Source organism: Streptomyces sp. NPDC048248 (genome assembly GCF_043201875.1).
Taxonomy (GTDB): domain Bacteria; phylum Actinomycetota; class Actinomycetes; order Streptomycetales; family Streptomycetaceae; genus Streptomyces.
Window position 1 is genome coordinate 443,501 of record NZ_JBICZL010000008.1, and the last position, 22,859, is coordinate 466,359.

Annotated in this window: 18 protein-coding genes, 1 rRNA gene and 1 pseudogene; 8 read left to right on the forward strand and 12 right to left on the reverse strand. The window is 71.8% G+C overall.

What is annotated here, in order from left to right:
• Positions 1-401: 401 nt before the first annotated feature.
• From ACGFZW_RS20160 to ACGFZW_RS20180, 5 genes are all read right to left on the reverse strand, one after another.
• A complete protein-coding gene (locus ACGFZW_RS20160; protein WP_393894499.1) occupies positions 402-1,190 on the reverse strand; it encodes a hypothetical protein in 789 nt (262 codons plus the stop codon).
• A gap of 108 nt (positions 1,191-1,298) precedes the next feature.
• A complete protein-coding gene (gene recN / locus ACGFZW_RS20165) occupies positions 1,299-3,026 on the reverse strand; it encodes a DNA repair protein RecN (protein WP_393894529.1) in 1,728 nt (575 codons plus the stop codon).
• 553 nt (positions 3,027-3,579) lie between these two features.
• On the reverse strand, positions 3,580-4,458 hold the full coding sequence (locus ACGFZW_RS20170; protein WP_393894530.1) for an NAD kinase: 879 nt from the start codon (positions 4,456-4,458) through the stop codon (positions 3,580-3,582).
• Between the two features lie 59 nt (positions 4,459-4,517).
• Positions 4,518-5,333 (reverse strand): TlyA family RNA methyltransferase, encoded by an 816-nt coding sequence (locus ACGFZW_RS20175; RefSeq protein ID WP_393894500.1) that lies wholly within the window; start codon positions 5,331-5,333, stop codon positions 4,518-4,520.
• A 7-nt stretch (positions 5,334-5,340) separates the two neighbouring features.
• The gene (locus tag ACGFZW_RS20180; protein WP_393894501.1) at positions 5,341-5,673 is read right to left on the reverse strand and encodes a hypothetical protein; all 333 of its coding nucleotides are present in this window, start codon (positions 5,671-5,673) and stop codon (positions 5,341-5,343) included.
• Between the two features lie 248 nt (positions 5,674-5,921).
• On the opposite strand from ACGFZW_RS20180, the gene ACGFZW_RS20185 reads away from it, so the two are divergent.
• Positions 5,922-6,269: a sterol-binding protein gene (locus tag ACGFZW_RS20185; RefSeq protein WP_393894502.1), complete on the forward strand. Its 348-nt coding sequence runs from the start codon at positions 5,922-5,924 to the stop codon at positions 6,267-6,269.
• 42 nt (positions 6,270-6,311) lie between these two features.
• On the opposite strand, the gene ACGFZW_RS20190 is transcribed toward ACGFZW_RS20185, so the two are convergent.
• The 3 genes from ACGFZW_RS20190 to ACGFZW_RS20200 form a co-directional block, all read right to left on the reverse strand.
• Positions 6,312-7,196, reverse strand: coding sequence for an ABC transporter ATP-binding protein (locus ACGFZW_RS20190; RefSeq protein ID WP_393894503.1), 885 nt, complete (start codon positions 7,194-7,196; stop codon positions 6,312-6,314).
• 196 nt (positions 7,197-7,392) lie between these two features.
• Positions 7,393-8,454 carry a FecCD family ABC transporter permease gene (locus ACGFZW_RS20195; RefSeq protein ID WP_393894531.1) on the reverse strand — a complete coding sequence of 354 codons (1,062 nt, stop codon included), beginning with the start codon at positions 8,452-8,454 and terminating at the stop codon, positions 7,393-7,395.
• Between the two features lie 146 nt (positions 8,455-8,600).
• Complete coding sequence (locus tag ACGFZW_RS20200) at positions 8,601-9,605, reverse strand: FecCD family ABC transporter permease (RefSeq protein ID WP_393894504.1); 1,005 nt, start codon at positions 9,603-9,605, stop codon at positions 8,601-8,603.
• Positions 9,606-9,715: 110 nt separating this feature from the next.
• On the opposite strand from ACGFZW_RS20200, the gene ACGFZW_RS20205 reads away from it, so the two are divergent.
• Together ACGFZW_RS20205 and ACGFZW_RS20210 are read left to right on the forward strand one after the other, a co-directional pair.
• Positions 9,716-10,744 (forward strand): ABC transporter substrate-binding protein, encoded by a 1,029-nt coding sequence (locus ACGFZW_RS20205; protein ID WP_393894505.1) that lies wholly within the window; start codon positions 9,716-9,718, stop codon positions 10,742-10,744.
• A gap of 195 nt (positions 10,745-10,939) precedes the next feature.
• Positions 10,940-11,830: a siderophore-interacting protein gene (locus ACGFZW_RS20210; protein ID WP_393894506.1), complete on the forward strand. Its 891-nt coding sequence runs from the start codon at positions 10,940-10,942 to the stop codon at positions 11,828-11,830.
• A 210-nt stretch (positions 11,831-12,040) separates the two neighbouring features.
• On the opposite strand, the gene ACGFZW_RS20215 is transcribed toward ACGFZW_RS20210, so the two are convergent.
• Positions 12,041-13,066, reverse strand: a complete 1,026-nt coding sequence (locus tag ACGFZW_RS20215) for an HAD-IIA family hydrolase (protein WP_393894507.1) — start codon at positions 13,064-13,066, stop codon at positions 12,041-12,043.
• Positions 13,067-13,241: 175 nt separating this feature from the next.
• Here ACGFZW_RS20215 and ACGFZW_RS20220 point away from each other — a divergent pair, with 175 nt between their 5' ends.
• The 5 genes from ACGFZW_RS20220 to ACGFZW_RS20240 all read left to right on the forward strand — a co-directional run bounded on the left by ACGFZW_RS20220 (position 13,242) and on the right by ACGFZW_RS20240 (position 20,060).
• Entirely contained in the window at positions 13,242-14,507 is a 1,266-nt protein-coding gene (locus ACGFZW_RS20220; protein ID WP_393894508.1) for a DUF1015 family protein, read from the forward strand.
• A 167-nt stretch (positions 14,508-14,674) separates the two neighbouring features.
• A complete protein-coding gene (locus ACGFZW_RS20225) occupies positions 14,675-16,300 on the forward strand; it encodes a pyridoxal phosphate-dependent decarboxylase family protein (protein WP_393894509.1) in 1,626 nt (541 codons plus the stop codon).
• A 36-nt stretch (positions 16,301-16,336) separates the two neighbouring features.
• A complete protein-coding gene (locus ACGFZW_RS20230) occupies positions 16,337-17,680 on the forward strand; it encodes a lysine N(6)-hydroxylase/L-ornithine N(5)-oxygenase family protein (RefSeq protein WP_393894510.1) in 1,344 nt (447 codons plus the stop codon).
• Positions 17,677-18,243: a GNAT family N-acetyltransferase gene (locus ACGFZW_RS20235; protein ID WP_393894511.1), complete on the forward strand. Its 567-nt coding sequence runs from the start codon at positions 17,677-17,679 to the stop codon at positions 18,241-18,243. The genes ACGFZW_RS20230 and ACGFZW_RS20235 overlap by 4 nt, the downstream gene beginning before the upstream one ends.
• Positions 18,243-20,060: an IucA/IucC family protein gene (locus ACGFZW_RS20240; RefSeq protein WP_393894512.1), complete on the forward strand. Its 1,818-nt coding sequence runs from the start codon at positions 18,243-18,245 to the stop codon at positions 20,058-20,060. Before ACGFZW_RS20235 ends, ACGFZW_RS20240 begins: the two co-directional genes overlap by 1 nt.
• 93 nt (positions 20,061-20,153) lie before the next feature.
• On the opposite strand, the gene ACGFZW_RS20245 is transcribed toward ACGFZW_RS20240, so the two are convergent.
• From ACGFZW_RS20245 to rrf, 3 genes and pseudogenes are all read right to left on the reverse strand, one after another.
• Positions 20,154-21,032 (reverse strand): hypothetical protein, encoded by an 879-nt coding sequence (locus ACGFZW_RS20245; protein WP_393894532.1) that lies wholly within the window; start codon positions 21,030-21,032, stop codon positions 20,154-20,156.
• A 78-nt stretch (positions 21,033-21,110) separates the two neighbouring features.
• Positions 21,111-22,052: pseudogene (locus ACGFZW_RS20250) on the reverse strand (hypothetical protein); the annotation flags it as partial.
• A gap of 503 nt (positions 22,053-22,555) precedes the next feature.
• A 5S ribosomal RNA gene (gene rrf, locus ACGFZW_RS20255) occupies positions 22,556-22,672 on the reverse strand.
• Between the last annotated feature and the right edge of the window lie 187 nt (positions 22,673-22,859).

Here is a 22,859-nt window from a genome sequence, read left to right on the forward strand (position 1 = left end):
GCCGGGGAGCGCCGCGAAGGGTGCGGCAGGCGAGGCCGGCCGCACCGACGACCTCCACCGGGGCAGGACGTGGCGAGCGCGCCCGACGCTGCGCACCGCGCCCAGGATGCCAGCCCGGCGGCGTCAATTCCGCACCGCTTGTATGCCGTTCCGGTGGGAAGTCTCACCCGCACATCCACGGGTTCACCCACATGGGCGACAAACCGCCCGCCTCGACACCCGTTCGAGGTTGGCTCGGGCGTACGCCGGACAGCCTGACGCACGCCGGGGAGAACCGCTCCACGCCGGGAAAGGGCGCCGCGCTCCGGCTTTGGCGACGCACGCCGGACCGCAGGCGGCCAAAGAGGCCGGACTGCGTCGGAATGGTGGCCGGAAGCGCCCCCTGATCAGGGGCCCCGTGGTCAGAGTGCGCCGGCGGCCCGGCTGACGCGCTCCCCCGCGGCCGCGGCCACGATCAGCCCGGCGGCGTGGGCGAGTAGCCCTTTGCGGCCGTTTCCGGTGGCGATGGCGAGCCCGAGGCCCGCACCGAGGGCGTGCGCCCCGGCGTCCCCGAGCATGGTGCGCTCCCCGAGATCGTCACCGACGACGGCAGCCGCGGCACCCACGGGCACGGCGGACAACGGGCCGGCCGGTCCGCGGCGCAGCAGTCCCGGCGCGCCGAGGGCCACCACGGCACCGGCCGCCCGACCGGGCCGGACGTCCAGCAGGTTCACCAGATGGGCCGAGCCGGCGATCACCACGCCCGCCAGCACCTTGTCGACCGGGCGTTCCTTGAGCAGCGCGCCCGCGGCCAGCCCGGCCGCGCCGATCCCGAACAGCTTCACCGCCCCGGTGGTGACCTCCCCGCCGCGCAGGGCCGAGAGGTGTGCCCGGAAGCCGCGCCGGGCATCGCCTGCGCCGACCGTGTCGTCGTACGCCCCGCAGCCGCCCGCGGCGAACACCGCCAGCGCTGCGGCGCCCCTCGTCCGTGCGGGCAGTCCCGGCGTGGTGGCGGCGGCGAACGCGGTGCCGAAGGCCGTCGCGAGGCCGGCGTGCAAATGCACCGTACGGCCCGCGTAGTTCGTCCGCTCCCAGCGCGCCGCGCCGCCCGGCGGCCGGTTCCTGAGCGCCGCGTATGCCGTCCTGGTGGCTCCCGCCGCCCCGGCGAGCGCCGCGATCCGCCCCCACGCGCCGGTGTCTGCTGCCGCCATGTCTCTCCCCTCGCGCGACGCCATGCCGCGCACCACGCCCGTCTTCCGAGGGCGAGATCCTGATGTCCGCCGCCCCTGCGGTGCGGACCCGACACGCTCCGCGGGCCGCTAGCGTCCGGAACGCGCCGTTTCCAGCAGCTCCTCGGCATGCGCCCGGGCCGTCTCGGAGTCCTCCTGGCCGGCCAGCATCCGGGAGAGTTCCCGCACGCGCTCCTCGCCCTCCAGGACGGTGACACCGCTCCTGGTGACCGACCCGTCGTTCGTCTTCTCGACGAGGAGCTGCCGGTCCGCGAACGCCGCGACCTGCGGAAGGTGCGTGACGACGACGACCTGTGCCGACTTCGCGAGTCTGGCGAGCCGCCGGCCGACCTCGACGGCCGCCTTGCCGCCGACGCCCGCGTCGACCTCGTCGAAGAGGTAGGTCGGCACGGGGTCGGAGCCGGCGAAGACCACCTCGACGGCGAGCATCACCCGGGAGAGCTCACCGCCGGACGCCCCCTTGGCGATCGGCCGGGGCGGTGCGCCCGGGTGCGGGGCCAGCAGCAGCTCGACCTCGTCGGCGCCTGCCGGGCCGTAGGCGACGTTACGGCCGCCGACCTCGATGCCGTCGGCGTCCTCCGCCACCTCGACCTGCCGGATCTCCACGCTCACCCGGGCGTGCGGCATGGCGAGTTCGGCGAGTTCCGCGGTGACGGCGTCGGCGAACTCCTTCGCCGACGCGGTGCGGGCATCGGTCAACGCCTGGGCCGACTGGCCCAGTTCGGCGCGGAGCGCGTCCCGCTCGGCGGTCAGCTCACCGATCCGGTCGTCGTCGCCCTCCAGTTCGGCGAGGCGAGCGGCGCTCTCCTCGGACCAGGTCAGCACGGCCGCGATGTCCTGCCCGTACTTGCGGGTCAGCTGGGTCAGGGCGGCACGGCGCTCCTCGACGGCGGCAAGTCGCAGCGGGTCGGCGTCCAGGCCGTCGGCGTAGCCGGCCAGCTCGCCCGCCACGTCCGACAGGAGAATGCCGATCTCGCCGAGCCGGTCGGCCAGTGCGGACAGCTCCCGGTCGTGGCTGCGTACGGCGTCGAGCGCGCGGTGGGCACCGGCGACCAGGGTGGTGGCGTCCACGGCTTCCAGGTCTTCGAGGTCACCGGCCAGCGCGGCGTGCGCGGCGGTCGCCGCGGAGGCGAGCGCCTCGGCGTGCCCGAGCCGCTCGGCCTCGGCGGCGAGGTCGGTGTCCTCCCCGGGCAGCGGTTCGACCGCCGCGATCTCCTCCAGGCCGAAGCGCAGCAGATCGGCTTCCTGCGTCCGCTCGCGGGCCAGGGTCGTCAGCTCGTCCAGCTCGCTCGCGACGGCGCGCAGCCGGCGGTGGGCGGTGGCGTAGGCGGCGAGCGGAACGCTGACCGCGTCGCCGGCGTAGCGGTCCAGGGCCTGGCGCTGACGTGCCGGCCGCAGCAGACCCTGCTGGTCGGTCTGGCCGTGCACCGCGACAAGATCGTCGGCCAACTCCCCCAGCAGTCCGACCGGTACCGACCGGCCTCCCACATGGGCGCGGGAGCGTCCTTCGGCGGAGACGGTGCGGCTGATCAGGAGCACGCCGTCGTCCAGCTCCGCACCGGCCTCCTCGGCCCGTACGGCCGCCGGGTCGCCGTCGGCCGTCGTGATCCTGCCCTCCACGACCGCCGATTTGGCACCGATCCGCACCAAGGCGGGGTCGGCGCGCCCGCCGAGCAGCAGGCCGAGGCTGGTGACGACCATGGTCTTGCCCGCGCCTGTCTCGCCCGTCACCGCCGTGAAGCCCGGGGACAGCTCGACAACGGCGTCATCAATGACGCCCAGGGACTGGATCCGCATCTCCTCCAACACGGATACGACCTTACGAGGTCCCGAGGTCCCCCCGCGACGGCCTCCCCCTCTCCCCTGCCCCGGAAGCCGCCGAAAACCCACCCGCCACCCGTCGGATTCCTCCTGGGGCAGGCCCTCGCGGCCCAGATGGGAGCCCGGCAGCAGCCGGCCGCACCCGGCCGCCGGACCGCTCACGCACGAAGGAAAGCCGCGTACGTACCGAACGAAAGGTGCATTCGTACCCGGCTCGTCGGCGGGTGCGGGGCTGCGGGCCGGAGCCGGGACCACGGTCCGGAGTCGGATCCGGATCACGGCATTGCCCTGCCGCGCTCCGACGGCCGGCGCCCCTCCCCGTGTCCATCGACATGTCGATTCCCGGGGCCCGGTCATCGGGAAGCCGTCCACGAGGGGAGCTGCCGGACATCCCTCGGGCGGCCCGGCAGCTCTCCCGGCAGTTTCCATGGCCGGATTCCGTAGCCGGGTCCGACGCCCGAAGCTCCCGGCCCACCAAGGCACGGCACGGTGTCCCCCGCCGCTCCCCGGTCCCCGGTCCCCGGTCCCCCTAGTGCGGTGCCCCCCGCCACCCCGCCACCGGCAGGGCGAACTTGGCGACGAGACGGTCGGTGAAGGAGGCGTGGTGCAGGCGCGCGAGGCGTACCGGGACGGCGCCGCGGCGCACCTCCACCCGTGCGCCGGCGGGGAGTTCGACGCTGCGCCGGCCGTCGCACCACAGGATGCCGTGCGGCGTCTTGGGCTGGACCTCCACCGCCAGCACCGAATTCGGCGAGGTGACCAGCGGCTTGGCGAACAGGGCGTGCGCGCTGATCGGGACCATCAGCAGCGCCTCGACCTCGGGCCAGACCACCGGGCCGCCGGCCGAGAAGGCGTACGCCGTCGAGCCGGTCGGTGTCGCGCAGACCACCCCGTCGCCGCCGAAGCGCGAGACCGGACGGCCGTCGACCTCGGTGACGACCTCCAGCATCCGCTCCCGTGCGGCCTTCTCCACCGACGCCTCGTTCAGCGCCCAATCGGTGTGCACGACATTGCCGTTGTTGCGGACGAGGACATCGAGCGTCATCCGCTCCTCCACCTCGTAGGCGCGGGTGACGACCCGGTCGACGACCTTGTCGAGGTCGTCGCGTTCGGCCTCGGCGAGGAAGCCGACCCGGCCGAGGTTGACGCCCAGCATCGGCACGCCGGACGTCCGCGCGAAGTCCGCGCCCCGCAGCAGCGTGCCGTCCCCGCCCAGCACCACCAGCAGTTCGCAGCCCTCGGCGGCGCACGGCTCCGTCTCGACGCGCTCGACGGACGGCGGCAGCGGCAGGTCCGCAGCCTCCTCGGCCAGCACCCGCACGCCGATACCGCTGCGCAGCAGGCCTTGGACGACGAGTTCGGCGCTGCGGATGGCCGCGGGGCGGCCGGTGTGCGCGAGCAGGAACACGGTCCGCTCCACGCCGTCCCGCTCGTGTGCTGCGCTGCCTTCAACTGCCTGGGTTGTGGTCACCGGGGCCCCTCCGCCACTGCACGGTCGACATCCGCCGGGTCGAGTGCAGGCGCCCCGGCGCGCAGCCACAGAAAGTACTCGACATTCCCCGATGGTCCGGGCAACGGGCTCGCGGTTACGCCAAGAATGCCAAGTCCCAGTTCGGCGGCCCGGCCCGCGACCGCGCGCACCGCCTCGGCGCGCAGCTCCGCGCTGCGCACCACTCCGCCGCTGCCCAGCCGTTCCTTGCCGACCTCGAATTGCGGCTTGACCATCAGCACCAGGTCGGCGTCGGGCGCCGCGCAGCCGACCAGTGCGGGCAGGACGAGCCCGAGCGGGATGAAGGAGAGGTCGCCGACGACGAGGTCGACGGGTGTGGAGTCGATCTGCTCCAGCGTCAACTCGCGTACGTTCGTGCGGTCCTTGACGGTGACCCGGTCGTCGCTCTGCAGCGACCAGGCCAGCTGTCCGTAGCCGACGTCGACGGCGACGACGTGCTCGGCGCCGGCGCGCAGCAGCACGTCGGTGAAGCCGCCGGTCGAGGCGCCCGCGTCCAGCGCCCGCCGGCCCTCGATCTTCAGGCCCTGCGGGACGAAGGCGGCGAACGCGCCGGCGAGCTTGTGGCCGCCGCGCGAGACGTAGTCGGGGTCGCCCTCGTCCTCGCGTACGACGACGGCGGCGCTGGTCTCGACCTGGGTGGCGGACTTGGTCGCGGTCGCCCCGCCGACGGTCACCCGCCCCGCGGCGATCAGCTGGCTCGCGTGCTCGCGTGAGCGGGCCAGCTTGCGGCGCACCAGCTCCGCGTCGAGTCGGCGTCGTGCCACTCCTGCCACCTGTGGTTCAGCTCCTGTTGTCGTGCGTCGTCGAGGAAGGGGCGGGCGGCCCGGGGCGCTGGTCGAGGGCGGCCAGCGCGTCGCGCAGCCCACGGTGCACATCCTCGTACACCTGGAGGTGGCCACTCGCGGGGAGGTGGTCGGCGTCGGCGAGCCGCCGCAGCCGGGCGTCGACCGCGGCGTCGCCGGTCGGCGTGAGCGCGATCCCGATCGGCTGCGGCGCCGCGGGCCCCACGGGGTCGGTCGGCTCCACGGGCTCGGGGGTGCCGACCGGCTCTGCGGCCCCGTCGGGCGCCACGGCTTCCGCCGCCCCGGCAGGGTCCGTCGCCCCGGCTGTCATGTCCGTCCCAGGAGCCCTCACGGCGTTCCCGGCAGGCCAGGGGCTCCCTGCCGGCCCGGCGGGTCCGGCTGTTCCTGACGCGCTGCCCGCCCGGTCCTCGTGCCCCGTGCGCACGCCCGGGTCCGCGGCAGCGGCGGGCCCTTCCGGCTCCGGGCCTGACGTCGGCTCTTCCATGCCCCCGACGCTACCTTGCGCAAGCCCCTCGACGGCGTACGAGCCGCCCCCGACCTGGCGTATCGTCGATCACGATGGCAACCCTCGACCAGTGCCGCGCCGCGCTCGACCGGCTGGCCCAGAACCTCTCCTCGGCGGACGGCGGCGTGCGCAGCGCCGCCGCGCTCGACCGCTCCCTCAGCTGCCGCATCACGGACCTCGACGTCACGTTCCTCGGGCGGCTGGCGAACGGCAGCATCCAGGACGTGACCCACGTGCCCGGCCCGCCGCCGCACAAGGCGGAGATCCGTCTCGCCATGGCCGGGGACGATCTGGTCGCCCTGGTGGACGGGCGCCTCAACTTCGCGAAGGCGTGGGGCACCGGCCGCGTCAAGCTGGAAGCCGGCCTGCGCGACCTGCTGCGCCTGCGGACGCTGCTGTAGCGCCGGCCACCGCCAGGTGACCGCCCCGGACGCGGCCCGCTTTCACGAACCCGCGTGCACGCGATCCTTCCGGCCCGCCGTCCCGTCGGCCTGGGCCGTCTCCGTCCCGGGCAGACCGCCGCCGCTCCGGCTACCGCCGTTGCGGGGGGTGCGGGCGGCCGGGATGACCAGGGGCGTGCCCGTCTGCGGATCGTCGATGATCTGGCAGCCGAGCCCGAAGACGTCCTCCACCAGCTCCGCCGTGACGATCTCCCCCGGGGCGCCCTCGGCGACGACCGCGCCGTCCTTCATGGCGATGAGGTGCGTCGCGTAGCGGGCGGCGTGGTTGAGGTCGTGCAGGACGGCGACGAGCGTGCGGCCCTGCTCCTCGTGCAGCTCGGCGCACAGGTCGAGAACCTCGATCTGGTGCTGGATGTCCAGGTAGGTCGTCGGCTCGTCCAGCAGGAGCAGCGGGGTCTGCTGGGCGAGTGCCATCGCGATCCACACGCGCTGCCGCTGGCCGCCCGAGAGCTCGTCGACATAGCGCTCGGCCAGGCCCGTGATGCCGGTCGCGGCCAGCGACTCCTGGACGATCCGCTCGTCCTCGCCCGACCACTGGCGCAGCAGGCCCTGGTGGGGGTAGCGGCCCCGCGCCACCAGGTCCGACACCGTGATGCCGTCGGGTGCGACCGAGGTTTGCGGCAGCAGCCCGAGGGTCCTGGCGACCTTCTTGGCCGGGAGCGAGGAGATCACCGAGCCGTCGAGCAGTACCGACCCGGCGGCCGGCTTGAGCATCCGGGAGAGGGCACGCAGCAGGGTGGACTTGCCGCAGGCGTTCGGGCCGACGATGACCGTGAAGGAGTGGTCGGGGATGCGGACCGAGAGGTCTTCGGCGATGACCCGCTGGTCGTAGGCGAGGGTGACGTTCTCGGCCGTGAGACGGCTCACTTCGGGGCTCCTGGGGTTGTCGTGTCGCTGCTGTGGTCCGGCGTCCGCGGTGGGGCGCACCGGTGTGCGCCGCGCGGCGCGTCCGCCGCCGGGCGGTCACCGGCCGCCGGAGGCGGGCTCGTCGTCCGTCCGCCGGGCTCGGCCCCGACCGCCCTACCGGCCGTCGCACCGTCCCTCGCACCGGGCGTGCCCGCGCTCATATCCGCCCGGCCTTGCGCTCGGTGGCCAGCAGCCACAGCAGATAGCCGCCGCCCAGCATTCCGGTGAGCACGCCCACCGGCAGTTGGTCCGCGCCGAAGAGACCCTGCGAGACCCAGTCGGCCGCGACCAGCAGCACAGAGCCCATGAGGGCGGACGACAGCAGGTTGGGGCCGGGCGTGGGAGCGCTTCGGGCGCCCTTGCGGAAGCGCGGGAGGCGGAGCCGTCGCGCCAGTTGGGGTGCGGTGAGCGCCACGAACGAGATGGGACCGGCCGCTGCGGTGGCCGAGGCGACCAGCAGGACCGCGGCGAACAGGGTCACCACGCGCACCCGGTCGACCCGGACGCCCAGCGCGTACGCGGCGTCGTCGCCCATCTCCAGCATGCGCAACGGCCGCCCCTGGAGGAGCACCAGCGGGATGAGGACGACGCAGACGGCGGCCAACGGCCAGACCTGGGACCAGTCCCGGCCGTTGAGCGAACCGGTCATCCAGGTGGTGGCGCGGGTCGCCTCGAAGATGTTCGCCTTCGTCAGGAGGTAGAGCACCAAGGCGTAGAGCATCGCGGAGGCGCCGATTCCGACGAGCACGAAGCGGTATCCCTGGATACCGCGCTTCCAGGCGAGCAGGAAGATGGCGAGGCCGGTGAAGACACCGCCGACGACCGCGCCGGCGGCGACGGCGAAGGTGCCGCCCTGGAAGTAGACGATGACGACCAGCGCCCCGACGGACGACCCCTGGGCGAAGCCGAGGACGTCGGGGCTGCCCAGGGGGTTGCGCGAGACGGTCTGGAAGACGGCACCCGAGATGCCGAACGCGGCGCCGACCATCAGCCCCACCAGGACCCGCGGCAGCCGCAGGTCCTGCACGATGAATGCCTGGCCGGGGTTGCCGCCACCGGTCAGGGTGCTGAGCACCTCGCCCGGTGTCATCGGGTAGTCGCCGGAGCCGATCAGCGCGACGGCCACGGCCAGTGCGACGACGAGCAGCAGAAGTCCGGTCGCGACGGCACGCAGATCGAGCCGGAGGGAGAGCCCGCCCGCGGTGCGCACCGGGATCACCCGCCGCGGCGCCGTCTCTCCCGCACCGCGCTTCGCGCCCGGACCGGTCGGCGTGCGGCGCCCCTTCTCCGTCACGTCGTCGGCCCCCTTCTCGGATATCTCGGGCGTCTCGGGCTGCCCGCCCTTTCCGGGCTTCACGGTCGCGCTCACAGCTGGGCCATCCTCCGACGCCGTACGAGATAGATGAAGACAGGTCCGCCGACGACAGCCGTGACGATGCCGACCTGCAACTCGCCGGGCCGGGCCGCGACCCGGCCGAGGATGTCCGCGCCGAGCAGCAGGACCGGCGAGAGCACCGCCGAGTACGGCAGGATCCAGCGCATGTCGGGCCCGGTGATGGCGCGTACGACATGCGGCACCATCAGCCCGACGTAGACGATCGGGCCGCAGGCGGCGGTCGCGCCGCCGCACAGCAGTGTGACGGCGAGCATCGCCAGCACGCGGGTGCGGGTCAGCCGGGCACCCAGGGCCCGCGCCTGGTCGTCGCCGAGGGCGACGGCGTTCAACGGCCGGGCGAGCAGCAGCGCGAGCACGCCGCCCACCACGAGGAACGGCGCGATGTGGGTGACCGTCGGCATGGTGGCGGAAGCCAGCGAACCGACCGTCCAGAAACGCATCTTGTCGAGCGCCGCGGTGTCCATCAGGTTGACGGCGTTGATGTAGCCGACGAGGACGGCGGTCAGCGCGGTGCCGGCGAGCGCGAGCCGTACGGGGGTGGCGTTGCGGGTGCCGCCCAGGACGTACACCGCGACGGAGACGACCGCAGCGCCGGCGAACGCGAACCACACATATCCGGTCAGGGAGGTGACGCCGAAGAAGCTGATGGCGGAGACGACCGCCGCGGAGGCGCCGGCGTTGATGCCGAGCACCCCGGGGTCGGCGAGGGGGTTTCTGGTCAGTGCCTGCATGACGGTGCCGGCAAGGCCGAGCGCGGCACCGACGAGCAGCGCGAGCAGGGTGCGCGGGAAGCGCAGATCGCGCACGACCACGTCGGTATCGGAACCGGAGTAGTCGAAGACTCCGTGCCACACCTGGTCGAGGGGTATCTGTTTGGCGCCGACGGCGATGCCGAGGACGGCGATGACGGCCAGGGCGGCCACGGAGGCGACAAGCCCCGCGGAGCGCGTGAGGAGCCGACGCTGCGGCGTCACTTGGGCCGGAGCCTTCGATGCTTCGGGGGGACTGTCAACCAACACGTGGGTTAGGTTAGCCTACCCTCACATTCGACTTGCAGGCCCCTCCCAGAGAGAAGCGCACCCTCATGAGCACCCCCCGAAGCGTAACTCCCACCCGTCGCGGTGTCCTGGCCGCGGGCGGCGCCGTCGGCATCGGCGCCCTGCTGGCCGCGTGTGGCAGCGAAAAGGGAACGGGGGGCACCACGAAGGACGCCAAGGGCGGCCCTTGGTCCTTCACCGACGACCGTAAGAAGAAGGTCTCCCTCGACGGCACCCCGCAGCGCATCGTCGCCTTCACCGGCACCGCGGCCGCCCTGCACGACTTCGGAATCGACGAGCAGATCGTCGGCGTCTTCGGTCCGACCAAGTTGAAGAACGGCAAGGCCGACCCGCAGGCGGGTGACCTGGACGTCGACAAGGTCACCGTCATCGGCAACGCCTACAACCAGTTCAACGTCGAGAAGTACGCGGGCCTCAACCCCGATCTGCTGATCACCAACATGTACGAGCCCGGTGCCCTCTGGTTCGTCCCCGCGGACAGCAAGGACAAGATCGCGCAGCTCGCGAAGAGCGTCGCGATCACCTCCTCCCGAACCCCCCTGGTCAAGATCATCGATCGTTACGCCGAGCTGGCGCAGTCCCTCGGCGCCGACCTCAAGGCCAAGAAGGTCGCCGACGCCAAGGCCCGTTTCGAGAAGGCCGCCGCGACGCTGCGCAAGGCCGCCAAGTCCCACCCGGTCAAGGTGCTCGCCTGCTCCGGCAGCCCCGACCTCTTCTACGCCTCCAACCCGGGCATCAACGCCGACCTCATGTACTACAAGTCCCTCGGCGTCGACCTGATCGTCCCCGACCACCTGGACAAGGGCGGCTACTTCGAGAGCCTGAGCTGGGAGAACGCCGACAAGTACAAGGCCGATGTGCTGCTGCTCGACAACCGCACCGCCACCCTCCAGCCCAAGGACCTGGCGGCCAAGCCCTCCTGGGCGAAGCTGCCCGCCGTCAAGGCCGGCCAGATCACCCCGTGGTCGAGCGAGCCGCGCTTCTCCTACGCGGGTGCCGCACCGCTGATCGAGTCGCTGGCCAAGGCGATCGAGGACGCCAGGAAAGTCAACTGACGCAGGGCGGTGGTGGATCGCCGGCCGCCGTCGGCAGGCCCTGGATCCACCACCACCACCACCGTCACCGCACCACCGACGCCCCCGCACCACCCCTGACGCACCGTCGCCGGACCGCTCTGCGCCATCCCCGCACCGCCAACGCCCAGTCCAGTCACCGAGAAACCGCAGCACCTTCCCGGGAGGTTCCTCCGCATGACCACGACCGCCGCACCCGCCACCACGCCCTTCCGCTTCTTCGATGTGCACGTCGTCCGCACCCGGCGGCTGGGCCCCTCCATGGTCCGGATCACCTTCGGCGGTGAACGTCTGGCCGAGCTGACGTCCGGCGGTCGTGACCAGCGCTTCAAGATCTTCCTCCCGCAGCCCCACCAGGACCGGCCGGTCTTCGAGGACACCGGCGACGGCTGGTACACCGCCTGGCGTGCGCAGGACCCCGCCGAGCGCGCCGTGATGCGCTCCTACACCATCCGTGAACAGCGCCATGAGCCGCGGGAGTTCGACGTCGACTTCGCCCTGCACGGCGCGGACAGCCCCGCCCACGCCGCGGCGGCCGGTCCGGCCGGCCGCTGGGCCGCCCACGCCCGTCCGGGCGACCCGCTGACCGTCCTGGCCCCCGCCGTCGAGGACAACGGCGGCGTCGACTTCCGGCCGCCGACGGGCACCGACTGGATCCTGCTGACCGGCGACGAGACCGCGCTGCCCGCCATCGGCGGCATCCTCTCCTTGCTCTCCCCCGGCACCCACGCCAAGGTCTACGTCGAGATCGCCCACGAGGACGACCGGCAGAGCCTGCCGACCTTCGCCGACGCCGACATCACCTGGCTCGTCCGCGACGAGGCGACCGTCGCGTCCCGCCAGCCGGTGCTCGACGCGCTGCGCGCCGCCGAGCTGCCCGAGGGCACGCCGTACGCCTGGATCGCCGGAGAGGCGGGCACCGTCAAAGCGGTGCGCAGGCATCTCGTCCGCGAGCGCGGCATCGACCGCAGGGCCGTGAAGTTCACCGGCTACTGGCGCCGTGGCGCCAGCGAGGAGGACCTGCTCGCGGAGCTGACGGCCGGCACCGCGGCGGCCGACCGGGACTGAACCCGACAGGACCGGACCACGCAGGACGAACCGACAAGGACCGACCCGGCGATGACACGCACGACGGGGCGTGCGCCGGGGGCCACACCCCCGGCGGCGGCGCGACCGCGCCACTCCCTGGTGCCGTACGGGTCCGTGATGCCTCGGACCGCGAGGTGCGGCGACGGCGAGGCCCCCGGACCGCGAGATGCGGGGGCCGGGACCCGGTCCTCACATCCCGATGCGGGCCAGCGCCTTCCCCGCATCCGCCGTGCAACTGCCGTCCCCCGCCGCGGTCCAGGCCGCCGCGCACAGCGCTCGCAGCGCGTCGAGCGGCGCACCGTCGCCTTCCAGGGCGAGCGCCTCACCGTTCCCCTTCGCCATCCAGCCGCCGCACCGGAAGCCGCCGTCCGCGGCGACGACATCCGGCTGCGACGCCAGCATCCCGCGCAGATCCGCGTCCACGTACGTCGGCCGGTGCTGCGGCGGCGCGGCCAGCAGTTCCGCCGCGGTGGTGACGCCGGTGAGCACCAGCAGCGAGTCCACCTCGCCGTTGTAGGCGCCCTCGATGTCCGTGTCGAGCCGGTCCCCGATCACCAGCGGCCGCCGGGCGCCGGTCCGCAGCACCGTCTCCCGGTGCATCGGCGGCTGCGGCTTGCCCGCCACCTGCGGCGAACCGCCCGCCGCGATCCGGACGACCTCCACCAACGCGCCGTTGCCGGGGGCGATCCCGCGTTCCTTGGGGATCGTCAGGTCGGTGTTGGAGGCGAACCACGGCACCCCGCGCTGCACCGCGTACGCGGCCTCCGCCAGCCGCTCCCAGTCCAGCGTGGGGTCGTAGCCCTGCACGACCGCCGCCGGCTCGTCGTCCGCGGACGCCACCGGCTCGAGCCCGCGCTCGCGCAGGGCCACCCGCAGTCCCTCGCCGCCGATGGCCAGCACCCGCGCGCCCTGCGGCACCTGCTCGGAGATGAGCCGCGCCACGGCCTGCGCGGAGGTGATCACGTCCTCCGGCCCGGTCGGCAGACCGAAACCGGTGAGCTGATCGGCGACCGCCTGCGGTGTCCGGGCAGCGTTATTGGTCACATATGCGAGGTGCATTCCGCCGTCCCTCGCCGTCGTCAGCGACTCCACGGCATGCGCGATGGCCTGTCCGCCGGCGTAGACCACCCCGTCCAGATCCAGCAGCGCCGTGTCGTACGCCGCGCTCAGGGCGCGCTCGCAACCGTCGGGCTGCCTGCGAACCTGCTCGTTCATGCCGTCTCGCTCCTCATCACCGCGCCGCCCGCGAAGCACTCCGCCCGACAGCGCGGAACGTCGCCCTCCGCGCCGCGCGGCTCGTCGTCCGCACCTCGCGCGTACCGATATTTCCAGCCAGTCACCGGCTGTCCCCCGATCATCCCTCACCGGGACGGCGGCATAGCATTATTCAATGACGAGTACCGACGGCCTTCGCCTCCTCCCGTTCCGTGGACTGCGCTATGCCCCGGACCGTGTCAGCAGCCTCACCGCCGTCACCTCGCCGCCGTACGACGTCGTGGTCCGGCCCGACGGTGTGCGCCACTTGGAGACCGCCGATCCGTACAACATCGTCCGGCTGATCCTGCCGCACGCCGCGGACCCCGCCACCCGGCACCGCCAGGCCGCGGACACCCTGAGTCGCTGGCGCGCGGAAGGCATCCTGACGCACGACGACCGGCCGGCGCTGTACGTCTACGAGCAGCGCAGCGGCGAAGTGCTGCAACGCGGGCTGATCGGCGCCCTGTGCCTGGACGGTCCCGTACTCCCGCACGAGGGCGTGATCCCCGAGGTGGTGGCGGACCGCGCCGCCCTGATGCGCGCTGCGGCCGCCAACTTCGAACCCCTGCTGCTCTCCTACCGCGGCAAGGGCACAGCGACGGGCGCCACCGCCGTCATCGAGCGGACCGTGCTGGGCAGCCCGCTGCTGGCCACGACCACGGAGGACGGCTTCGCACACCGCCTGTGGGCCGTCACCGACCCCGCCGACCTCGCGGCCGTCGAGGACGATCTCTCCCACCGGCAGGCCCTGATCGCCGACGGACACCACCGCTGGGCGACCTACCAGCGGCTGTACGAGCAGCTGCCCGGCGCCACTCCTTCCTCGCCCTGGGCGTCCGGCCTGGTGCTGCTGGTCGACACGGCCCGCTATCCGCTCCAGGTCCGCGCGATTCACCGCGTACTGCCGCATCTGCCGCCCGCCAAGGCGCTGGCCGACCTGTCCGGCGCCTTCCGCGTACGCGCGCTCTCGGGCGGACTGTCCACCGCCCTGGAGACCTTGGAGCGGACGCCTGGCAACGCGTTCGTCCTGACGGGCGGGCCGGACACCTTCCATCTGCTGGACCGGCCGGATCCGGAGCTGCTGGACCGCACGATCCGCAAGGACCGGCCGGAGACCTGGCGGCAGCTGGATGCCACCGTCCTGCACGCCACCCTCCTCGACAGCGTCTGGCGCATCCCCGACCACCCGTCGGACATCGGCTACCTCCATCACACCGAGGCAGCTGTCGAGCAGGCCGCCCGGCACGGCGGAACGGCCGTCCTGATGCGTGCCACCTCGGAGGAAACGGTCCGTCAACTCGCCCTGCAGGGCGTGACGATGCCGCGCAAGTCGACCTCCTTCGGGCCCAAGCCCGCCACCGGCCTGGTCCTGCGGACCCTGGAGGACGACACCCCCTGAACCCGCCGCAGGCTGCCGGCCCGCACCGGCGGAGGGCCCCCTCCGCAACCCGAAGATGTAGTTAGGTTAGGCTTACCTCACTACGTCATCGGGTGGGTCTCCCTGCCCCTGCGCGCCCTCAGCGCTGCGCAGGACGTGGCCAAGTCCGCATCAGGGAGGACAAGCACATGAGTCCCCTCGCGCACCCCGCCGAGGACCCGTCGACCACCGGCAGCCCCGGGGCGACCCACCGCGTCACCCCCACCGCCCACGCCCCGGGTGGACAACCGGGCGACAGCGCCGCCACCGAGCCGGTCGACAGCAGGACCTACCTGCTCAACAACGGCACGGCCGGGCGCTACCGCAACGCGGTCACCGAGAGCGTCGAGCGGGTGAGCGCGACCATCGCCGCCACCGAGCGGCCGTTCACCGGCATCTCCGTCGACGAACTCACCCCGACCGTCGCGGACATCGACCTCGAAGCACCGCTGCACGACCAGGCCGCGGCCCTCGACGAACTCGAAGAGGTCTACCTCCGCGACGCCGTCTACTTCCACCACCCGCGCTACCTCGCGCACCTCAACTGCCCCGTGGTGATCCCCGCCCTCGTCGGCGAGGCGGTGCTCTCCGCCGTCAACTCCTCGCTGGACACCTGGGACCAGAGCGCCGGCGGCACCCTCATCGAGCGGCGCCTGATCGACTGGACGGCCCGCCGAATAGGTCTCGGCGAGCAGGCCGACGGCATCTTCACCAGTGGCGGCACCCAGTCCAACCTGCAGGCCATGCTGCTCGCCCGGGACGAGGCGTGCCGCCGCGAACTGAGCCGCGCCGACGCGCCCACCGCCGCCCGGCGCTCCGACGTCCTGCCGCGCCTGCGCATCCTCACCTCCGAATGCAGCCACTTCAGCATCCAGAAGGCCGCCACCCTCCTCGGCATGGGTGCGGAGTCCGTCATCTCCGTCCCCTGCGACGACAACCGCCGGATGCGCACCACCGACCTGGCCGCCGAGCTGGAGCGCTGCCGCCGCGAAGGCCTCCTCCCCATGGCCGTCGTCGCCACCGCCGGCACCACCGACTTCGGCAGCATCGACCCGCTCGGCGAGATCGCCGACCTGTGCGACCGCCACGGCACCTGGATGCACGTCGACGCCGCCTACGGCTGCGGACTGCTGGTCTCCCGACGCCGCGACCTGCTCACCGGCATCGAACGCGCCGACTCGGTCACCGTCGACTACCACAAGTCCTTCTTCCAGCCGGTCAGTTCCAGCGCCGTACTGGTCCGCGACCACACCACGCTGCGGCACGTCACCTACCACGCGGACTACCTCAACCCGCGTCGGATGGCCGAACGGCGCATCCCCAACCAGGTCGACAAGTCGATCCAGACCACCCGCCGCTTCGACGCCCTCAAACTGTGGCTGACGCTGCGCACCATGGGCGCCGGCGCCATCGGCGAACTCTTCGACGAGGTCATCGACCGGGCCGCGGACGCCTGGAAGATCCTCCATGACGACCCCCGGTTCGATGTCGTCGTCGCACCGCAGCTGAGCACCCTGGTCTTCCGCTACGTCCCCAGCGCCGACCACGACCCCCACCTCAGCGACCGGGTCAACCTGCACGCCCGGGAGGCGCTGTTCGCCTCCGGTGACGCCATCGTCGCGGGCACCGTCGTCGACGGCCGGCACCACCTCAAGTTCACCCTGCTCAACCCGGAGACCACGCTGGAGGACATCGCCACCGTCCTCGACCTGATCGCCGAGCACGCCGGCAGCTACCTGGCCGAGCAGGCCGAGCCGGCCCTCAGCGCGCGCTGACCTCCCCACCGCCGACCACCCCCCGACGGAGATCCCGTGTCCGCTCCTTATGACTTCGTGGCCATCGGCCTCGGCCCCTTCAACCTCGGCCTGGCCTGCCTGACCGAACCCATCGACGGGCTCGACGGCCTGTTCCTGGACAACAAGGCGTCCTTCGACTGGCACCCCGGCATGATGCTCGACAGCAGCACCCTCCAGGTGCCCTTCATGGCCGACCTGGTCACCCTCGCCGACCCCACCTCCCCCTTCTCCTTCCTGAACTACCTGAAGGAATCGGGTCGGCTCTACTCCTTCTACATCCGCGAGAGCTTCTATCCGCTGCGCGCCGAGTTCAACGACTACTGCCGCTGGGCCGCCGGAAAACTGGACAGCATCCGCTTCGCCCACCAGGTCACCACCGTCACCTACGACGAGAGCGAGGAGCTCTACGTCGTGCAGGCCGAGCACCTGCCCACCGGCGAGCGGAAGACCTACCGCGCCCGCAAGATCGTCCTCGGCACCGGCACCCCGCCGCACATCCCCGAGGCGTGCGAGGGCCTGGGCGGCGACCTGCTGCACAACGCCGACTACCTCGACGCCAAGGCCACCCTGCAGGCCAAGGAAAGCATCACCATCGTCGGCAGCGGCCAGAGCGCGGCCGAGGTCTACCACGACCTGCTCCAGGACATCGACAGCCACGGCTACCACCTGACCTGGGCCACCCGCTCCCCCCGCTTCTTCCCCCTCGAATACACCAAGCTCACGCTGGAGATGACCTCGCCGGAGTACGTGGACTACTTCCACGCCCTCCCCCCGGCCACCCGCGACCGTCTCAACGCCTCGCACAAGAATCTCTACAAGGGCATCGACTCCGACCTGATCAACGGCATCTTCGATCTGCTCTACCAGAAGAACCTCAACGGCCCCTGCTCCACCCGCCTGCTCACCAACACGGCGCTGAACACGGCCCGTTACGACGAGACCACCGGCACCTACACGCTCGGGCTGCGCCAGGAGGAACAAGGCCAGGACTTCTCCCTCGACACACAGGGCCTGATCCTCGCCACCGGATACCGCTACCGCACCCCGGACTTCCTCGCGCCGATCCACGACCGCATCGCCTGGGACGACGCCGGCCGCTACGACGTCGCACGCAACTACAGCATCGACACCGCCGGCCACGGCATCTACGTGCAGAACGCCGAGCTGCACACCCACGGCTTCGTCACCCCCGACCTCGGCATGGCCGCCTACCGCAACTCCTGCATCGTCCGCGAGCTGCTCGGCCGTGAGTACTACCCGGTCGAGAAGTCCATCGCCTTCCAGGAGTTCGCCGCTCCGGCCGTCATGGACCTCGTCGCCCCGGCCGACCCGCGGCACACCCTGGAGGTCTCCGCATGAGCGCCCCGCTCTTCACCCGTACCGACACAGCGCTCGGCGAGTTCTCGCTGCGCCCGGTCGACCCGCCGGCCGACGCCGAGCTGCTGCACGGCTGGGTCACCCACCCCAAAGCCGTCTTCTGGCTGATGCAGGACTGCGACCTCCCGGCCGTCGAGAAGGAGTTCACGCGGATAGCCGCCGACCCCTTCCACGACGCCTACCTCGGCATGCACAACGGCACCCCGGCCTTCCTCGCCGAGCGCTACGACCCCGCCCACCGCGAACTGGTCGGCATCCACGCCGCCCGGCCGGGCGACGTCGGCATGCACTTCCTGTCGGCGCCCACCGACGCCCCCGTGCACGGCTTCACCCTCGCCGTGATCACCACCGTGATGGAGATGCTCTTCGACGACCCGGCCACCCGCCGCATCGTCGTCGAGCCCGACGCCCGCAACACCGCGGTGCACGCCCTCAACAAGGCCGTCGGGTTCGAGGTTCAACGCACCGTCTCCCTCCCCTCCAAAGACGCCTACCTCAGCACCTGCACCCGCGACCAGTTCCTGGCCGCCCGAGGCGAGAACTGATGCTCCCCACCTCCGACGCAGCCCCGCACCTGCCCGCCCTGGACGCCGTCGCGCACCTCACCCCCGACCTCTGGTCCCGCGCCAACCGGCTCCTCGTCCGCAAGGCGCTCGCCGAGTTCGCCCACGAACGGCTGCTCTCCCCCACCCGGCTGCCCGCGGACGGCCACTACGCCGTACGCAGTGACGACGGCGGCGTCGAATACCGCTTCAGAGCCCGCCGCCTGACGCTCGACCACTGGCAGATCGACGCCGACAGCGTCACCCGCCACCGCGACAGCGGCGAACTCCCCCTGGACGCCCTCGACTTCTTCATCGAATTCCGCGGGACCCTGGGCCTGGGCGAGGAGATCCTCCCGGTCTACCTGGAAGAGATCAGCTCCACCCTCTCCGGCACCGCCTACAAACTCGCCGTAGCCCCGGCGAGCGCCGCCGAACTCACGAAATCCGGCTTCCAGGCCATCGAGACCGGCATGACCGAGGGCCACCCCTGCTTCGTCGCCAACAACGGCCGTCTCGGCTTCGGCGTCCACGAGTACCACGCGTACGCCCCCGAGGCCGCCGCGCCCGTCCAGCTGATCTGGCTGGCCGCCCACCGCGACCACTCCACCTTCACCGCGGGCGCGGACCTCGACTACGACACGCTCGTCCGCGACGAGCTGGGCAAGCGCACCCTCGACCGCTTCGCCGGCACCCTCGGCGCCCTCGGCCTGGACCTGGCCGACTACCACCTCATCCCCGCCCACCCCTGGCAGTGGTGGAACAAGCTCTCGGTCACCTTCGCCGCCGAGGTCGCCCAGCAGCGCCTGGTGTGCCTGGGCTCCGGCGACGACGACTACCTGGCCCAGCAGTCCATCCGCACCTTCTTCAACACCACCAGCCCCGACAAGCACTACGTCAAAACCGCTCTCTCGGTCCTCAACATGGGCTTCATGCGCGGCCTGTCCGCCTCCTACATGGAAGCCACCCCGGCCATCAACGACTGGCTGGCCCGCCTCATCGACGGCGACGAGACCTTCCGGGCGGCCCGCTTCTCGATCATCCGCGAGCGCGCCGCCATCGGCTACCACCACCGCCAGTACGAGGCCGCCACCGCCAAGGGCTCCCCGTACCTCAAGATGCTCGCCGCTCTCTGGCGCGAGAGCCCGGTCTCCACCGTCGAACCGGGCCAGCGGCTGGCCACCATGGCCTCCCTCCTGCACGTCGACAGGGACGGCGGCTCCTTCGCCGGCGCCCTGATCGAGGAGTCCGGCCTGGAGCCCGCGGTCTGGCTCCGCCGCTACCTGGACGCCTACCTCACCCCCGTCCTGCACGCCTTCTACGCCTATGACCTGGTCTTCATGCCGCACGGCGAGAACGCCATCCTGGTCATCGAGGACGGCGCCGTGGCCCGCGTGATCTTCAAGGACATCGCCGAAGAGATCGCCGTCATGGACCCCGACGCGGTGCTGCCCCCCGCTGTCGAGCGCATCCGCGCCGACGTCCCCGAGGACAAGAAGCTGCTGTCCGTCTTCACCGACGTCTTCGACTGCTTCTTCCGCTTCCTCAACGGCACACTCGCCGACCTCGGCATCCTCGACGAGGACACCTTCTGGCGCACGGTCGCCGAATGCGTCACGGACTACCAGGCGTCCATGCCCCACCTGGCCGACAAGTTCGCCCAATACGACATGTTCGCCGAGGAGTTCTCCCTCTCCTGCCTCAACCGTCTCCAGCTGCGCAACAACCAGCAGATGGTCGACCTCCAGGACCCCGCGGGCGCCCTCCAGCTCATCGGCACCCTCCGCAACCCCCTCGCCTCCTACGCCCCCACCACCTGACCCCCACAAAAACGACGAAGGGCGGGACCCTTATGGGGATCCCGCCCTTCGTCATCTCACCGCGTCCTGCGCGGCATCACGCACGCCGACGACTCAGCCCTTCTCGGACCGCTCGTCCTCACCGTCCGTGTCCTCGCCGGCGGCCTCCGCCTCGACCACGACGACCTCATCAGCCACGTCGTCGTCCTCGACGTCCGACATCTCAGCGCCGGCATCCTCGGCCACGGTCGCGCCGGTCTCCTCAGCTGCGTCCGTCCGGTCGGCCTCGTCGGTGGCGTCGTCGTCCTCCAGAGCGTCGGTGAACTCGACACCGTCCAGCTCAGCGAGCCGGTCCGAGGCGTCCGTCGTGCCACCCTGGTCGGCCTCCAGCGCCTTGGCGAACCAGTCGCGCGCCTCGTCCTCGCGCCCGACCTCCAGCAGCGCGTCGGCGTAGGCGTAGCGCAGCCGCGCGGTCCACGGGTGCACCGCGTTCGACGCGAGCTCGGGACCCTGCAGCGTCACCACAGCGGCGTCCGCCTGCCCCATGTCCCGACGGGCACCCGCCGCGACCAGCCGCATCTCGACCTGCCCGGCCTTGTCCAGCTTCGCCACCTCGGGCTCGCCGGCCATGGCCATCGCCTTCTCGGGCCGGCCCAGACCGCGCTCGCAGTCCGCCATGACGGGCCACAGCTCGACGCTGCCGGTCATCCGCCGTGCCGCCCGGAACTCGGCAAGCGCCTCGCTGTACTTGGCGACCGCGTACGCCGCGAAGCCCGCGGCCTCACGCACCGCGGCGACCCTGGACGCCAGCCGCAGCGCGATCCGCGAGTACCCGTACGCCTGCTCCGGGTCCTCGTCCAGCAGCTTCGCCACCATCACCAGGTTCTTGGCGACGTCATCGGCGAGCGTCTTCGGCAGGCTCATCAGCTCCTGCCGCACATCCTTGTCGATCTCCTCACCGGTGACGTCCTCCGGAATCGGCAGCCGCTTGATCGGCTCCCGGTCCCGGTCCCGACGGTCATCACGGCGGTCGTCCCGACGGTCGTCGCGCCCGCGCCCGGCACCGTACGGCCGACGCCCGCGGTCATCATCCCGACGCGGCCCCCGGTCATCCCGACGGAACCCGCCACGCTCACCACCACGGTCATCGCGACGGAAGCCCCCGCGGTCGCCACCGCGGTCGCCGCCGGACGGACGGTCGTCCCGACGGAAGCCCCCACGGTCACCACCGCGGTCATCACGACGCTCATCGCGCCGATCGTCCCGACGGAACCCGCCCCGGTCACCACCCGACGGTCGATCGTCCCGACGGAACCCACCACGGTCACCACCGGACGGCCGGTCATCACGACGGAACCCACCACGGTCACCACCGGACGGCCGGTCATCGCGACGGAACCCACCGCGGTCCCCGCCCGAAGGGCGGTCATCACGGCGGAACGCCGGACGGTCGCCACCGGACGGACGCCCACCACGGTCATCACGGCGGAAGCCACCGCGGTCGCCGCCGGACGGACGGTCGTCCCGACGGAAGCCCCCACGGTCACCACCGCGGTCATCACGACGCTCATCGCGCCGATCGTCCCGACGGAACCCGCCCCGGTCACCACCGGACGGACGGTCATCACGACGGAATCCGCCGCGGTCGCCACCGGAAGGGCGGTCGTCACGGCGGAACCCACCACGGTCCCCGCCCGAAGGCCGGTCGTCACGGCGGAACGCCGGACGGTCGCCACCGGACGGACGCCCACCACGGTCATCACGACGGAAGCCCCCGCGGTCGCCACCCGAAGGACGGTCATCACGACGGAACCCACCACGGTCGCCACCCGAAGGACGGTCATCACGACGGAACGCCGGACGGTCGCCACCACGGTCATCACGACGGAAACCACCGCCGCGCTCATCATCGCGACGAGGACCGCGCGGCCGGTCGTCCCGACGGTCGCCGCCACGGAAGCCGCCACGGTCACCACCGGAGGGACGGTCATCGCGACGGAAGCCCCCGCGGTCACCACCCGACGGACGACCACCACGGTCATCCCGCCCGGCATAGCCGCCACCGGACGGACGACCACCGCGGTCATCGCGACGGAAACCACCCCGGTCGCCACCGGCGGAACGGCCGCGGTCGCCACCCGAAGGACGGTCATCGCGACGGAATCCGCCGCGGTCGCCGCCGGACGGACGGTCATCACGGCGGAACCCACCGCGGTCGGAACCGCGGTTGTCCCGGCCCGCGTTACCGCCACCGCCGCCGGCCGGGCGGCCGCCACGGTCGTTGTCACGACGCGGCCCCCGGTCGTCACGCCGGAAACCACCGCGGTCACCGTCGTCGCGCCGCTGAGGCCGGCGCTCCGAACGATCGTCGGAAGAGTTGGTGGACATCGACGTGACTCCTGTCATCGGTACTGCACATTCATTCTCGCGCACCAACCATTTCGGCGCGCTTCGGCAAAACAAAAAGGACCCTTGGTCCCAGCATGAACGCTGGGACCAAGGGTCCTTGAAAGATTGTTCGGCGGCGTCCTACTCTCCCACAGGGTCCCCCCTGCAGTACCATCGGCGCTGAAAGGCTTAGCTTCCGGGTTCGAAATGTTACCGGGCGTTTCCCTAACGCAATGACCACCGAAACCCTATCGGGTTCTAGCGAACAAGCACACTTTTTAGTTAAGAGTGAAACTTGGTTCAACCAGCGATTGCGACTGTTCGCAACCCGGGAACCACACAGTGGACGCGAGCAACTGAGGACAAGCCCTCGGCCTATTAGTACCAGTCAACTCCAACCGTTACCGGTCTTCCATATCTGGCCTATCAACC

Excerpts from the sequence above, each read along its gene's own strand:
- ACGFZW_RS20160 (WP_393894499.1), bottom strand. The coding sequence starts at position 1,190 with ATGGCGGCAGCAGACACCGGCGCGTGGGGGCGGATCGCGGCGCTCGCC.
- recN (WP_393894529.1), bottom strand. The coding sequence starts at position 3,026 with ATGCGGATCCAGTCCCTGGGCGTCATTGATGACGCCGTTGTCGAGCTG.
- ACGFZW_RS20180 (WP_393894501.1), bottom strand. The coding sequence starts at position 5,673 with ATGACAGCCGGGGCGACGGACCCTGCCGGGGCGGCGGAAGCCGTGGCG.
- ACGFZW_RS20185 (WP_393894502.1), top strand. The coding sequence starts at position 5,922 with ATGGCAACCCTCGACCAGTGCCGCGCCGCGCTCGACCGGCTGGCCCAG.
- ACGFZW_RS20205 (WP_393894505.1), top strand. The coding sequence starts at position 9,716 with ATGAGCACCCCCCGAAGCGTAACTCCCACCCGTCGCGGTGTCCTGGCC.
- ACGFZW_RS20210 (WP_393894506.1), top strand. The coding sequence starts at position 10,940 with ATGACCACGACCGCCGCACCCGCCACCACGCCCTTCCGCTTCTTCGAT.
- ACGFZW_RS20215 (WP_393894507.1), bottom strand. The coding sequence starts at position 13,066 with ATGAACGAGCAGGTTCGCAGGCAGCCCGACGGTTGCGAGCGCGCCCTG.
- ACGFZW_RS20220 (WP_393894508.1), top strand. The coding sequence starts at position 13,242 with ATGACGAGTACCGACGGCCTTCGCCTCCTCCCGTTCCGTGGACTGCGC.
- ACGFZW_RS20225 (WP_393894509.1), top strand. The coding sequence starts at position 14,675 with ATGAGTCCCCTCGCGCACCCCGCCGAGGACCCGTCGACCACCGGCAGC.
- ACGFZW_RS20235 (WP_393894511.1), top strand. The coding sequence starts at position 17,677 with ATGAGCGCCCCGCTCTTCACCCGTACCGACACAGCGCTCGGCGAGTTC.
- ACGFZW_RS20240 (WP_393894512.1), top strand. The coding sequence starts at position 18,243 with ATGCTCCCCACCTCCGACGCAGCCCCGCACCTGCCCGCCCTGGACGCC.